General features: G+C 36.8%; 11 protein-coding genes and 1 rRNA gene. 9 read left to right on the top strand and 3 right to left on the bottom strand.

What is annotated here, in order from left to right; translation table 11 throughout:
• Window positions 1–173: ribosomal RNA gene (locus FYJ25_RS14455) — 23S ribosomal RNA — on the top strand; the annotation flags it as partial.
• A 404-nt stretch (window positions 174–577) separates the two neighbouring features.
• Here the strand turns inward: FYJ25_RS14455 and FYJ25_RS08790 are convergent.
• On the bottom strand, window positions 578–1,399 hold the full coding sequence (locus tag FYJ25_RS08790) for a DUF4097 family beta strand repeat-containing protein (protein WP_157908549.1): 822 nt from the start codon (window positions 1,397–1,399) through the stop codon (window positions 578–580).
• A gap of 734 nt (window positions 1,400–2,133) precedes the next feature.
• Between FYJ25_RS08790 and nikB the strand changes: the two genes are divergently transcribed.
• The 5 genes from nikB to FYJ25_RS08765 all read left to right on the top strand — a co-directional run bounded on the left by nikB (window position 2,134) and on the right by FYJ25_RS08765 (window position 7,287).
• Window positions 2,134–2,994, top strand: a complete 861-nt coding sequence (nikB, locus tag FYJ25_RS08785; protein WP_243145718.1) for a nickel ABC transporter permease — start codon at window positions 2,134–2,136, stop codon at window positions 2,992–2,994.
• A 5-nt stretch (window positions 2,995–2,999) separates the two neighbouring features.
• A complete protein-coding gene (nikC, locus tag FYJ25_RS08780) occupies window positions 3,000–3,827 on the top strand; it encodes a nickel transporter permease (protein ID WP_096239550.1) in 828 nt (275 codons plus the stop codon).
• Window positions 3,828–3,959: 132 nt separating this feature from the next.
• On the top strand, window positions 3,960–5,528 hold the full coding sequence (locus FYJ25_RS08775) for an ABC transporter substrate-binding protein (RefSeq protein WP_096239551.1): 1,569 nt from the start codon (window positions 3,960–3,962) through the stop codon (window positions 5,526–5,528).
• Between the two features lie 9 nt (window positions 5,529–5,537).
• Window positions 5,538–6,326, top strand: coding sequence for an ABC transporter ATP-binding protein (locus tag FYJ25_RS08770; RefSeq protein WP_096239552.1), 789 nt, complete (start codon window positions 5,538–5,540; stop codon window positions 6,324–6,326).
• Window positions 6,319–7,287 (top strand): ABC transporter ATP-binding protein, encoded by a 969-nt coding sequence (locus FYJ25_RS08765; RefSeq protein WP_021908145.1) that lies wholly within the window; start codon window positions 6,319–6,321, stop codon window positions 7,285–7,287. The genes FYJ25_RS08770 and FYJ25_RS08765 overlap by 8 nt, the downstream gene beginning before the upstream one ends.
• 827 nt (window positions 7,288–8,114) lie before the next feature.
• Here FYJ25_RS08765 and FYJ25_RS08760 read toward each other — a convergent pair.
• Entirely contained in the window at window positions 8,115–9,305 is a 1,191-nt protein-coding gene (locus FYJ25_RS08760) for a CDP-glycerol glycerophosphotransferase family protein (protein WP_154581072.1), read from the bottom strand.
• A gap of 39 nt (window positions 9,306–9,344) precedes the next feature.
• Window positions 9,345–10,085 carry a hypothetical protein gene (locus tag FYJ25_RS08755; protein ID WP_147607572.1) on the bottom strand — a complete coding sequence of 247 codons (741 nt, stop codon included), beginning with the start codon at window positions 10,083–10,085 and terminating at the stop codon, window positions 9,345–9,347.
• 150 nt (window positions 10,086–10,235) lie between these two features.
• Here FYJ25_RS08755 and FYJ25_RS08750 point away from each other — a divergent pair, with 150 nt between their 5' ends.
• From FYJ25_RS08750 to FYJ25_RS08740, 3 genes are all read left to right on the top strand, one after another.
• On the top strand, window positions 10,236–11,195 hold the full coding sequence (locus FYJ25_RS08750; protein WP_154581071.1) for a hypothetical protein: 960 nt from the start codon (window positions 10,236–10,238) through the stop codon (window positions 11,193–11,195).
• A gap of 250 nt (window positions 11,196–11,445) precedes the next feature.
• Window positions 11,446–12,405 (top strand): phosphate acetyltransferase, encoded by a 960-nt coding sequence (gene pta, locus FYJ25_RS08745; RefSeq protein WP_021908149.1) that lies wholly within the window; start codon window positions 11,446–11,448, stop codon window positions 12,403–12,405.
• A gap of 237 nt (window positions 12,406–12,642) precedes the next feature.
• Entirely contained in the window at window positions 12,643–13,740 is a 1,098-nt protein-coding gene (locus FYJ25_RS08740) for a glycerol dehydrogenase (protein WP_021908150.1), read from the top strand.
• The last annotated feature ends 92 nt before the right edge of the window (window positions 13,741–13,832 follow it).

Raw genomic sequence — 13,832 nt, 5'->3', positions numbered from 1 at the left:
GACGGGAAGGGATAAACGCTGAAGGCATCTAAGCGTGAAGCCCCCCTCAAGATGAGATATCCAGACTCGAAAGAGTGAGAGACCCCTTAGAGACGATGAGGTAGATAGGGCAGAGATGGAAGCACAGCGATGTGTGGAGTTGACTGTTACTAATCGGTCGAAAGCTTGACCAAGCGTAGAAAGCCGTAATGATGTCAGTAAACTGGCTGAATGAAGCTTGCTTTATGAATACAGTTTATGACAGCATGAAGATTTGCGGAGCAAATCCATCGAGATGAAGCGTAAGCGGAATCGAGATGACCGGCTTTAGTAAAGGCTTTAGTCAATAAGATTTGCAATTAGAAAAGATAGTTTGTGTGTAGTTTTGAAGGTACATGATAAGTAAGATAGATATAGAATATAATAGCTGTTATAGTTTGATGATTTTATAATTGTAACTATAACAGCTTTTTTTATCTCAGTCGAGAAGACTCCCACCTCTTTCAGGTGGGAGTCTTCTCGACTTGAATTTTAAGAATTCTATGGCATGGATTCTATGTGTGATACAAGAATTTATGCCATAGGCTTAGTAGATGTTTTAGTTTAGAGAAATATTTCCGTTAATTGTAGATATACGTACATTATAAAAAGGTTTTTCACCTAAAATACCAGTAATATTTTGTACATTTCCGGGTTTCTCTTTAATAGAAAGTCCCTCGATGTTCGAGTGAATAGAGCCTCGTTTGCTGATTCCATCAATCTTCATTCCGCAGTTTTCAGGAAGTGTAAGCTGAATATTTCCATTTAATGTTTCACATTCTACAATATTATTTAAAGAAGAGAATGTAGCCTGAATCGGACTGGATGAAGTAGCTAATTTGGCACCACCTTCGATACAGTCAGCGATAATTGTACCAGAAACAGAGTGTATATCCGTAAATCCCTCTGCTCGTGTAATGTGAATTAAACTGATTGAAGAAACAAGCCGGATTCGTGGAGCAGTGATCGTATTTAAAGAAATAGAACCTTCTGTTGTCTCGGCAGCAAATCGTTCTACATTCCAGTCGGCATCTGTAATGATATTGCCATATTGGGATGAAAGGAGTAATTCGCCATTGAAAGAATCCGGGAGGAAAATTTCGATACAGGTAGCGGGATTTACAGTTTCTCTTCGACCGTAACGTATGGTTGTTTTAAAACGATTCGCAGTAACTTTTGCATAATATTCACTTCCGGAAAGACCGTTAATGTATTCCTTAATTGTAAGAGTATCATCATCTGCTTTGTGTAGAAGAAGAGTCTCTGCCTGATACCCGATCTGTAATGTCTTTACAGAAGAAACGTCTAAAGAAAGAATATTATCTGGTTCTTTAGACAAAATTTCTATAAAATCTAAATTTTTCTCTTTACTGTTTTGCATAAATCCCAATGCCTCCTGTGCCATGTAAATTGTTGTAATGATTTGATTCAGCCTCAAATTCCGCGGGTCCCAAAGTCAAACACTTTATCGTGCAAGCCCGAATGGAGTTTGGACCTTTTGACCCTGATATCATATAAAAATAATATCATTATTATAAAATAGAAAAGTAAATATAGCAATATTGAATCAAAAATACTTAGTCTGGTATGGATATTTCCATTTTTATTAAAAAATTATATGGATTATTTCAAGTGTAAAATATGCAAGGGATTTGCATTTAAAAACAGGACAGGTAATATTAAGTAGTGTGGTGGACAAAAAAATACATAGATAAAAGAACTTAATTGTCAAAATAAGCATCAAAAAAGGTAAAATTACACTTTGGCATAGAAAAATTGTCATGATATTATTGAAAAGTATTGTAGATATATGTAGAAAATTGTACAGGCCATATAGGCTTTTCTAGAAAATTACAAGAATTTTTTTGGAATTGTACTTATATGTCCTTTTCTTTGGGATATTCTAAGATTGTCCTATCATAACAGTCTGCTGCCTCCGGTTTGATATGTAGCAGGGTCTTATATTAATGATTTTCTATTTTAAAATCCATACTTTTTCATGTTAATTTTATACGATGTACTCTCGGAGTCTTTCTTGCACTTACTTTTGTGGCTGATTTTCCGCCAGTCGCACCTGAATTTCATCAACGTACGCACTGCGTACGCCTCAAAAATTTGGACACAACTGACAAAAAATCTTCTCACAAAATCAAGCACAAAAAGATTCCAAGAGTACATACGAGGGCAAAGGAGGAAAGAGAAAAACTAGGATTAAATGATCCGATTTTAGTACAATATGGGCGATGGTTTAGTAAAGTTCTTCATGGAGATTTCGGAACTTCTTATTCGAATGGAAAGCCAGTAGCAGAGCTTTTATCAGAAAGATTACTTCCAACATTAAAACTGGCATTTGCGGCATTGCTTCTTATGCTGCTATTTGCGATTCCGCTAGGGATGTTATCGGCAGTTTATAAGAATTCCTGGATTGATTATCTGGTCAGAGGAATTACTTTTCTTGGGGTATCGATTCCTAACTTTTGGGTTGGACTAATACTTTTATATGTAGTTGCACTGAAGTTTAGTTTACTTCCTGTTATTTCAACAGGAGAAGGATTTGAAAAGATTATTTTACCGGCAGCGACTTTAGCTTTTGCAATGATGGGAAAATATACAAGGCAGGTAAGAACAGCAGTTTTAGAAGAACTGAACCAAGATTATGTTACTGGAGCAAGAGCAAGAGGAATGACAGAAAAAGAAGTACTCTGGAAGCAAGTATTTCCAAATGCATTATTACCATTGATTACCCTGCTTGGATTATCTCTTGGTAATTTATTAGGAGGTACGGCAGTAGTAGAAGTTATTTTCACATATCCAGGTCTTGGAAATCTGGCAGTACAGGCAATTAGTTCCTATGATTATTCACTGATTCAGGGATATGTACTATGGGTAGCATTAATTTATATGGTAATTAATTTACTTGTAGATATCTCTTATACTTTTGTGGATCCAAGAATACGAAGAAGTGAGAAAGGGTGAACGTAATGCATAAAGTATTAGATTTTATAAAAAAGAATAAACAGTTTTCCTTTTTCTTATTGCTAGTTATATTGCTTGCTCTTATTACTATTTTTGCACCGGTAATTGCACCACAGGATCCTTATGTATCTGATTTAAAGAACGCATTACAGCCACCGAGCAGCGCTCATTGGTTTGGAACAGACAAATTAGGGCGGGATATATTTTCCAGAGTGATTTATGCTTCAAGAAGTTCACTCCCGGCAACATTAATACTCGTTGTACTGATTTTTGCAATAGGAACTTTACTTGGAACGTTAGCAGGATATTTTGGAGGATGGATCGATGCGGTTATTATGAGAATATCCGATATGATGATTTCTTTCCCAGGTATGGTTCTTGCTATTGCAGTTGCAGGTATTATGGGAGCTAGTGTAAAGAATGCGGTGATTGCGGTTGCTGTAGTAAGCTGGCCTAAATATGCAAGACTTGCCAGAAGCCTTGTCATGAAGATACGTCATGAAGATTACATATATGCAGCAATAGTAACTGGCTCAAAAACAAGCTATATTTTAAGAAAATATATGCTTCCAAATATTATTCCAACATTGATAATTACAGCCGCCACAGATATTGGTGGTATGATGCTGGAACTTGCCGGTTTATCCTTCTTAGGATTTGGAGCCAAGGCTCCGGCGGCAGAATGGGGACTTATGCTCAATGAGGGAAGAACCTATATGCAAAATGCACCATGGATGATGATTTATCCGGGACTGGCAATCGTTATCGTTGTTGTAGTATTTAATCTTTTAGGTGACAGTTTAAGAGATGTACTTGATGTAAGAGAAGAATAAAGGATTATATTAGTAACTGTATGGGTTCCTATGTATGTTAACTGCAAATGATATGATGTATTTTGCAGTCTGTGTAGAAATCAACAGTTATGTATAATAAATAACAAAAAAGGATAAAGAAAGGATAAGTTTATGAAGAAGATGAAAAGATTTTTAGGAATCATGACAGCTATGATCATGGCAGTTACCATGCTTGCCGGTTGTGGTGGAAACGGTAAAGGAAACAGTGACAGCACAGAGGGAAATACATTAAAGTTTGGATGTTTTTCTTACTCAGAATCTTTAGACCCGGCAAATATGATTAATGCAGCCTGGTGTAACAGCCGTTATGGTGTTGGAGAATGTCTCTTTAAGTATAAAGATGACTTAAGTGTAGAGAATACGATTTGTGATGAATATTCTACAGAGGATAATAAGACATGGGTATTCCACATCCGCGATGGTGTAAAGTTTTCTAACGGAAATGATGTAACTCCTTCTGCAATCAAAGCTTGCTGGGATGTTCTTTATGCTAACAAGACGGGTTCTTCTAATCCATCTAAGTTTATGGATTACGAATCAATTACAGCAGATGATGAAGCACGTACTTTAACAATTGTTTTAAAACAGGCAAAGGCTGACCTTAGAAAAGATCTTGCATATCCAGTATTCGTTATTCTTGATGTAAGTGGAGATTATGATCTTGCAGAGAATCCAATCGGTACAGGCCCTTATGCATTAACAAGTTTTGATTCTAAGACAAAAGCAACTCTTGTAAAGAATAAATATTACTGGAATGGTGAAGTGCCTTATGATAACGTTGAAATTGATTTCTTAAGTGAAGATAATAAAGCAATGGCTCTCCAGAACGGTGATGTAAATCTTGTAGAAAATATTACTTCTGCATCTGATCTTGAAACTTTGAAAAAAGATGATAACTTTAATGTATCTATCGGACAGGGTGTTCGCTGTGGATTTGCGTATGTCAATGAAAAAGGTATTTTAAAAGACGATGCATTAAGACAGGCATTACAGATGGCATTAGATCATAAGACCATGTGCGAAGTTACAGTTGGCGGTTTATATACAGCGGGAATTTCCGTACTTCCTTCCAGTCTGGCTTATGGATATGATAATTTAAAGAATCCATATGAGTTTAATACAGATAAAGCCAAGAAACTTTTAGATGATGCAGGTTATAAAGATACAGATGGCGATGGAATCCGCGAGATGAATGGAAAGAATATCTCACTTAGATATATCACATATGAGAACAGAAGACTTTCCGACTTTGCACAGGCAATCCAGACACAGCTTAAAGACCTCGGAATTGATGTAAAGATTGATTCTATGAACGCAGATAAAGAGTGGAACTTGATGGTTGCAGGAGAGTATGATCTTTGTGATTCTAACTGGATTACTGTAGGTAATGGCGACCCTACAGAATATCTTGCAAACTGGTATGGTAAATCAGATGCAAACTTCTGTAATTACAAAAATGATAAATTTGACAAGTTATATGAGCAGTTAGAAACAGAATTTGATGAAGCAAAACGTGCAAAGATTATTGAGCAGTTACAGCAGATTCTGATTGATGACGCAGCTGTTGTTGTTCATGGTTATTACAACAGTTCAATGATCAGTGATAAGACAGTTACAGGAGCAGACATTCACACAGCAGATTATTACTGGCTTACAACAGAAATTGCTCCAGCGAAATAGGAGGTTTTTATGCTTAATGTTCAGGATATAACCGTAACATACAGCCAAAATCCAAGACCGACAATCGAAGGGTTTCATCTTCAGATGAAACCCGGAGAAATCTGCAGCATTGTGGGAGAAAGCGGTAGCGGAAAAACCACAGTAATCCGTTCTATTTTAGGAGTTTTGCCCGGCGGTGGAAAGGTAACCAAGGGAGACATTCTTTTTGAAGGAGAATCATTACTTCACTATTCTAAAAAGCAGTGGAGAGATTTAAGAGGGACTCAGATTTCCATGATTTTTCAGAATGCTGGGGCAATGATAAATCCTGTCCGCAAAATTGGGAGCCAGTATGTGGAGTATATCCGCGCGCATAGAGACATTTCCAAAAAAGATGCAGCAGATATGGCCATTCAGATGTTAGAAAAGATGCGTCTGCCGAATGGAAAGCGTATTATGGATAGTTATTCATTTGAACTTTCCGGAGGTATGTGTCAAAGAGTCGGTATTGCAATGGCTATGACATTTGAACCAAAACTCCTTCTTGCAGACGAACCGACAAGTGCACTTGATGTAACAACGCAGGCACAGATCGTACGTGAGATGATGGAACTTAGAGACACTTTTGGTACGAGCATTATTATCGTAACACATAATATTGGTGTTGCTGCGTATATGGCAGATAAAATGATCGTAATGAAGCAGGGAAAAGTTGTAGATTCCGGTGACAGAGAAGAGATTTTACATAATCCAAAGTCAGACTATACAAAGAATCTATTGCTGGCTGTGCCATCTTTAAAGGGGGAGCGGTATGTCTAAAGAAGAAAGACCTATTTTAGAAGCAAAACATGTGACAAAGAAGTTCCCTCTGGCAAACGGAAAAGAATTGATTGCCAATGATGATATCAGTTTGAAGTTCTATAAGGGACAGACATTAGGAATTGTAGGAGAAAGCGGTTGCGGAAAGTCCACATTTATGCGGATGATGGTACAGCTTGAGAAACCGACATCAGGAAAGATTTTTTTCAAAGAAAAAGATATTACAAAGATGAAGGGAGAAGAATTACGAGCAAACCGCAGAAACGTGCAGATGGTCTTCCAAAATCCTGCGACATCCTTTAATCCTAAAATGAAAGTGCGGGATATAATTTGTGAACCACTTATGAATTTCGGACTGATTAAGAAAAAAGAGAAAGATGCCATCGCAAGAAAGTATCTGGAAATGGTAGAATTACCAGGAGACTTTGTTGATCGCTATCCACATAATATGAGTGGCGGGCAGCAGCAGCGAGTAGGCATTGCCCGGGCAATCGCTTTAGAACCGGAAATCATTTTCTGCGATGAATCAACTTCAGCCTTAGATGTTTCTGTACAAAAGACAATCCTTGAGCTTCTTGTAAAGCTGCAAAAAGAAAAACAGATCGCATTAGGATTTATCTGTCACGATCTGGCAATGATATCAAGTATAGCACACCAAGTCGCAGTAATGTATATGGGTAACATTGTAGAAATCCTTCCGGGAGAAAAGGTTACGGAAGAAGCGATGCATCCATATACAAAAGCATTGTTACAATCCGTATTTGATATTCATATGGATTTTTCAAAACCAATCGAGCCTCTTGAAGGAGAAGTGAATGGAGCGACAGGAGAACAAAAAGGCTGCCCGTTCCAGAATCGTTGTGCTTACTGCATGAAAAAATGTCAAGAAGAAAAACCAGAATTAAAAACAGTAGGCGAAAAACACGAACTCGCATGTCATCTAAAAAATACTAATTTGTAGATTTCGTATAGACGAAAAAAGAAACAATACCATATCCCATCTGCTCTGTAGTCGCTGTATTTAAGATGCTTATTCGCATCTTAAACACGCTCCGAAGCCGCATCTGGGATATGGTATTTTTTCTTTTTTCTGACTACTTTAAATCCACAGTTGGTGAGAATGGGGATTAAATACTAATTTGAGGGTCTAAAGAAACGAAAACCAGAAATTTAATAGAAAAGAAAATGTGAAGATAGTCGCTTCGTAGAAAATGCCTGTTCGGCATTTTTACTGGCTCCGACATCACATTTCTTTTCTATTAAATTTCTGGTTTTCTGTTCTTTGACTCCAGATGGAAATTAGTATTTTCGTTTTGGGAAAAATAAGGGGATTGTCCAGAAGACTATGGTTTTTATTTAGAATGAAAATCTCCAAAAGGAATACGCTTTCTGCTAAAATCCATAGATCAAAGTCATAAAATACAATATTTATAAACAGTTTTTCTCTTTTTTCATAGTTTTTTAATAGACAGCAATTTGAATGTCAATCCTTTTGAATTTAATTCTACGGAAATCCATAACTTTTTGGAGAATCCCCTTTTCTTTAGAAATCTCAATGTAATTCAGCAGAAAGATACTCACGTCTGGGGAATTCCCTTATTTTTTGCACAAAATTCTGATTTCATCTGGAGCCAAAGAACAGAAACCCAGAAACTTTATATAGAATAAAATGTGATGTCGGAGCAAGTAAAAATGCCAGTCAGGCATTTTCTACGCCGCGACTATCTTCACATTTTATTCTATATAAAGTTTCTGGGTTTCATTTCTTTAGTCCCTCAAATCAGGATTTTAATTTTCTTTCATTAAGGCGATAATACGTTCTGTTGCGTGTCCATCGCAGCTTCCCATGAATTTTTCTTTGAAATCAATGACTTTTTGCTTATCAAACTGTGTATCAATATTCTTGATGCTGTTTATAAGCTCATCTTCTGTCTGAACAACCGGACCTGGTGTGAATTCGGAATAGTCATAATAAAAGCCACGCCAGTCACAGTAGTTATCATAATCATATGCATAGAAAATCATTGGTTTTTCAAATAAAGAGTATTCAAATACCAGTGAAGAATAATCAGAGATACAAATATCTGCACAACAAAGTAAGTCTTCGATAGAAAGGTACTTGGTAAGGTCTCTCGCAAAGTGCTGTAATTCTTCCGGAATGATCGGTGGATTTTTGACAAATGGATGATGTTTGCAAACGATAACATATTCGTTGCCTAATTCACGACAAAAACGTTCAAAATCAATACGGTCCGGGGAGGAAGCAGTAGCAACATGACCTCGGAAGGTTGGGGCATAAAGAATAACTTTTTTATCTTTAGCTTCTGGCATGATTTCGTATAGTTTTTGCTTGCGGCTTTCTACAAATTCTTTATCATAGAACTGGTCAGTACGGCTGACACCGGTTGCTTTTACTATACCTTTAGGAAGGTGCATTGCCTCTTCGTATGCCCAGATGACTTCAGGGCTGCTGACAGTTACATGAGTAAGGTTACCATAGTTTGGATATTTATCTAATGTAGCAGCAGAAGAGCCGAATTTTAATTCTGCTGTGCTGCGGCCAAACTTTTTAAATGCACCACAGGCATGCCAGAGATTGATTGCTACCGTTTCTTTTCTTAATGGAATAGATGAAAGAATTAAAGAAGCATCATCAACAAAGACATATTTTGCTGTTGCAAGTTCTTTGAGCATTTCATTAACGCGCTGTGTAAACTCGCGTCCGCGGATAAAATTAAACTGTACATAAGAACATTTTAAATCATATTCGCCGGATTCTTCTAAAGCTTTATAAATAAGTTCAAATGAATTGGAAAGTTTTGTAAAACGCATTTCCAAAAACAGGACTTTATTCTCCTGTACAGGTTCAGTACAGTAGGAAGAATATACTTTTGGAAAATATACTTTATAGCGATAGTGTTTGCGGATTCGTCGTAACTTTGAAATGAATTTCTTTTTGAATTTTTTTAATACTGACATAATTTATACATACCCCTTTGTATTATTTATTTATGAGCTTTAAATCAGAGAAATCAGATTGGCAATTAGTGCGGAGATGATTCCGATAGAAGAAATCAGTAGATTCCATCGAAAGAGAATATCAATGCTGTATTGCAGATTCCAGTGAAATAAAACAGAAAGACCTGAAAGAATAAGAAATATAACCTCAAGAAGAATCAGGCCTTTGCAGGCAAGATGCATATCCTGTCTGCTTAATTCCATATTTAAAGAAATTCCCATAATGATATACAGGAATACAAACAGAAAGATTATATCAGAAGCTCGTAATTGTTGCAAGGCTTTCAGGGAAATTGCCCATCCTTTTTGGAAGGAAAAAGGGAGTGTTCTGATATTTTCCGGGAGAAACCGGCTGATAATATAAATAACGGCTGGTCCAAACAACAGTGGACCGATCCCGATAAAAAACTGCCCTAAATCTCCCTGCAGTTTTTGCAAAAAGGAATGATTTTCATGGTGCATTTTTACAAATCCTAAAGTTCCACCTGAATGAATCGCCTTTTTTGTGGTGCGGTACAGGCAAACCTGGTCAATATGGTATCCAAAGAAAAGGCCAAAGAGTAAATGTCCAAGCTCGTGAACAGGAATACCGATCAGATTAAAAAAGTCCATAATAAAATAGCCACACTTTTTGTTGGAAAAGTTTTGAATGGCTGAGTGTCTGCTTTTCCCGATAATAAATCCCAACAGGATTAAAACGAAAAGCAGCTTTAAATTAAGCTGTACGAAACAGGTAATCATATAGAATCTCCATAAAAGTCTTCGTTTATATATACTTACTAAATATAACATTTAATATTGAATTTTTTGTGAAAAACGTATAGTATAAATATAATATAGTATTTTTTTCAAAATTGCTATAATTACTGAGGAAAAAGAGGGAGAGAAGAAATGAATCTTATAATCGGAGTCGTAGTAATTGGAATTATTATTGCTGGGATTGCCTTTTTTATGGCTAGTAAGTCTGATTCAAAGAATACTACGAAAGAAGAGTTACAAAGTACTGCGAAAAGAGAGTCACAAAGCAGGACACAGGAAGAATTGCAAAATACTGCGAAAAGAGAGTCACAAAGCAGGATACAGGGAGAATCGCAAGGTACTACGCAAAAAGAGTCACAAAGAGAATTACAAAGTGCTGCAAAAAAAGAGTTACAGAATATTTCGATAAAAGAAGAGGCATCTGCAGATATGCAGGCAGTGAAACAAAAAGAGCAGTTATATCATTATATGACTCAGGAGCTGCAGAATTTGGTTTGTGTTTATAATAAAGAGGAATGGAGTCAGCTTAAAAAGCTTGGGGAGATATCTCAGGAATTATATAAAGAAAAGAATGATATTATTGAAGGGCTTTCTACCATTACAGGAAGAATGGTAAAAGAATACTTTACCTGTGTAGATTTCCGGGAAGAGGAAGGTAAACTTGTAGGATATGTAAATGATATCGAGAAGTTAAAGCAAGTGTTTTTACAGTTTATGATGCCGTTTTATCCATATTATTACAAAGAGCTAAGTGAAGGGGGACTTCGTTATACTGCGCTTCTCCATCCGAATACGCTACGTCTGTTCCAGCAGCTTACCGGTAAAAAGTTCAGACCAGGATATCGAAATCGCTATTCCACAGGTGTTCGTGCTTTTGAGTGGGATAAAGATCGGTATAAAGTATACGGAAAAGATGGAAGACTTTTATGTGATGCTGTTTTTGATTCGGATGGAATAAAAGAAGGTTACGGACAAAAGAAATATTTGGATAAACAACATCCAGACTGGGATATTGTGGAAGAAGGAACCTGGAAAGAAGGCGTATTCCAGAGTGGAATATTACGTTATAAATATAAAAAATCTGTACAGTAATACCTTTGTTGTGCAGTTTGCTTAGCAGATTGTTTTATGATCCATAGTGGAATTCTATTATGTACAAAGAAAAGTGCATAAATTTTTGTATTTTCTTTCGAAATAGCTTGAAAAGCGGAAACAAAACCGATACAATAAAAAATGTGTGTGCAAGTTCGTGCGATAGTTCATTGCGCGATCTGCAGTCGAAAGATTTTAGTTATTTGGATTTTGTTAGGTATATGACTGAATAACAGGAGGTAAATAAAACATGTTTAAAAAATTATCAGAGCAGTTAAAAGCAAACCCACGTACTATTGTTTTTACAGAAGGAACAGATGCCCGTATTCTTGAAGCAGCAGATAAACTTACAGCAGAGGGAGTTCTTGGTGTTATTCTTCTTGGAAAGGCTGACGAAGTAAAGGCAGCAGCAAAAGAAACCGGATTTAATATTGATAAATGTCAGATCATTGATCCGGAACAGTATGCTGATATTGATGCGATGGTTGATGAGATGGTAACATTAAGAAAAGGCAAGATGACACCGGAACAGGTTCGCGATGCTCTTTCTAAATCAAACTATTTTGGAACAATGTTAGTAAAGATGGGTAAGGCTGATTGTCTGTTAGGAGGAGCAACTTATTCTACAGCAGATACAGTACGTCCTGCATTACAGTTAATTAAAACAAAACCAGGTAACAAGATTGTAAGCTCCTGCTTTATCATGGTAAAAGGTGATAAGAAGTTAGCAATGGGAGATTGTGCAATTAACATTGCTCCAAATGAAGATGAATTAGCAGAGATCGCTATTGAGACTGCAAAGACAGCAAAAATCTTTGGTATTGATCCAAAGGTTGCTATGTTATCTTATTCTACATATGGCTCTGGAAAGGGCGAGATGGTAACATTAATGGCGAATGCTACAAAGAAAGTAAAAGAGATGGCGCCAGACTTAGATATTGACGGTGAGCTTCAGTTTGATGCAGCGGTAGCACCGGAAGTTGCAAAAGTAAAATGTGCAGGTTCTACAGTAGCAGGACAGGCAAATACTTTTATCTTCCCAGAAATCAGTGCAGGTAATATCGGATATAAGATTGCTGCACGTCTTGGTGAATATGAAGCAATCGGACCAGTTCTTCAGGGACTTAATGCACCGATCAATGATTTAAGTCGTGGATGTAATGCACAGGAAGTTTATAAAATGGCACTTGTTACAGCAGCATTAAGCTAAACTTAATATTATTTTCGATAATAACTTCGAATAAAATAAATAGAAACGGGAAATGGATATTATAGTAGTAACTTTACAGAAACAACTATCGCATCTGTTTCCTGTTTTTTGTCTAATTATACAAAGAACTGTTGCTTTTTTATTAGAAAATTGTTATAATTATAACAAGAAAACCGGGGTTACAAAGCGGTTTTTGTAGCAATTTTTTTCTATTATAAGAAAGGATGGTATTTTTTTATGGCAAACATTATTATCAGTCCAGCGAAGTACGTGCAGGGAAAGGGAGAGCTTGCGAATATTGCGCAGTACGCTACAAAGCTTGGAAAGAAGCCTTTTATTTTAATTAGTGAAAGCGGAAAGAAACGTGTTGGTGGAATTATCGAAGATAGTTTCAAAGAGACAGGATGTGAACTTGTTTTTGAAGCATTTCATGGGGAATGTTCTAAAAACGAGATTAACCGCCTGGTTGCTATCGTAAAAGAAAAAGGCTGCGATATGGTTATCGGTGTCGGCGGCGGAAAGATTTTTGATACAGCAAAAGCCGTTGCTTATTATGTGAACAGTCCGGTTATCGTATGTCCTACCATTGCCGCAACAGATGCACCTTGTTCTGCCCTTACTGTAGTTTATACAGATGATGGCGTATTTGAAGAATACTTATGGTTACCGGCAAATCCAAATCTTGTTTTAGTAGATACCGATATTATCGCAAAGGCTCCGGCGAGACTGTTAGTTTCCGGTATGGGTGATGCACTTGCAACATATTTTGAAGCAAAAGCCTGTCAGGCAAGCAATGCAACTAGCTGTGCAGGTGGTCATATTACAATTGCAGCGATTACTTTGGCAAAAGTTTGCTATCAGACATTAATAGAAGAAGGTGTAAAAGCAAAACTTGCAGTAGAAGCTGATGTATGTACTACAGCAGTAGAAAAAGTAATTGAAGCAAACACACTGTTATCTGGTATGGGATTTGAAAGTGGCGGATTAGCTGGCGCACATGCCATCCATAACGGCCTGACATGTATTAAAGAATGTCACCATTTATATCATGGAGAAAAAGTTGCATTTGGTACATTAACACAGCTTGTACTTGAGAATGCCGATGAAGATTTATTAGATGAAGTAATTACTTTCTGCATGGATGTTGGACTTCCTACTACATTTGCAGATCTTGGAATCGAGAATCCAGATAAGGATGCTCTTATGGAAGCAGCAACATTAGCAGCTTCCCCAGATGACACATTAGGTAATGAACCATTTGAAGTTACACCAGAGAAGGTATACGCAGCAATGGTTGCAGCAGATGCCTTAGGAAGATACTACAAAGGTTTTTAATTACTGATTTATAGTTTACGAAAAAAGAAACAATACCATATCCCATCTGCTCTGTAGTCGCTGTGTTTAAGATGCTTATCCGCATCTTAAAC

The organism is Anaerobutyricum soehngenii, from assembly GCF_009697165.1.
GTDB classification, from domain to species: Bacteria; Bacillota; Clostridia; order Lachnospirales; family Lachnospiraceae; genus Anaerobutyricum; species Anaerobutyricum soehngenii.
Note: the sequence above shows the minus strand (reverse complement) of the source record. Positions and strands in the feature narration are given on the sequence as shown.

Excerpts from the sequence above, each read along its gene's own strand:
- FYJ25_RS08775 (WP_096239551.1), top strand. The coding sequence starts at position 3,960 with ATGAAGAAGATGAAAAGATTTTTAGGAATCATGACAGCTATGATCATG.
- nikC (WP_096239550.1), top strand. The coding sequence starts at position 3,000 with ATGCATAAAGTATTAGATTTTATAAAAAAGAATAAACAGTTTTCCTTT.
- FYJ25_RS08770 (WP_096239552.1), top strand. The coding sequence starts at position 5,538 with ATGCTTAATGTTCAGGATATAACCGTAACATACAGCCAAAATCCAAGA.
- pta (WP_021908149.1), top strand. The coding sequence starts at position 11,446 with ATGTTTAAAAAATTATCAGAGCAGTTAAAAGCAAACCCACGTACTATT.
- FYJ25_RS08790 (WP_157908549.1), bottom strand. The coding sequence starts at position 1,399 with ATGCAAAACAGTAAAGAGAAAAATTTAGATTTTATAGAAATTTTGTCT.
- FYJ25_RS08755 (WP_147607572.1), bottom strand. The coding sequence starts at position 10,085 with ATGATTACCTGTTTCGTACAGCTTAATTTAAAGCTGCTTTTCGTTTTA.
- FYJ25_RS08750 (WP_154581071.1), top strand. The coding sequence starts at position 10,236 with ATGAATCTTATAATCGGAGTCGTAGTAATTGGAATTATTATTGCTGGG.
- FYJ25_RS08760 (WP_154581072.1), bottom strand. The coding sequence starts at position 9,305 with ATGTCAGTATTAAAAAAATTCAAAAAGAAATTCATTTCAAAGTTACGA.
- FYJ25_RS08740 (WP_021908150.1), top strand. The coding sequence starts at position 12,643 with ATGGCAAACATTATTATCAGTCCAGCGAAGTACGTGCAGGGAAAGGGA.
- FYJ25_RS08765 (WP_021908145.1), top strand. The coding sequence starts at position 6,319 with ATGTCTAAAGAAGAAAGACCTATTTTAGAAGCAAAACATGTGACAAAG.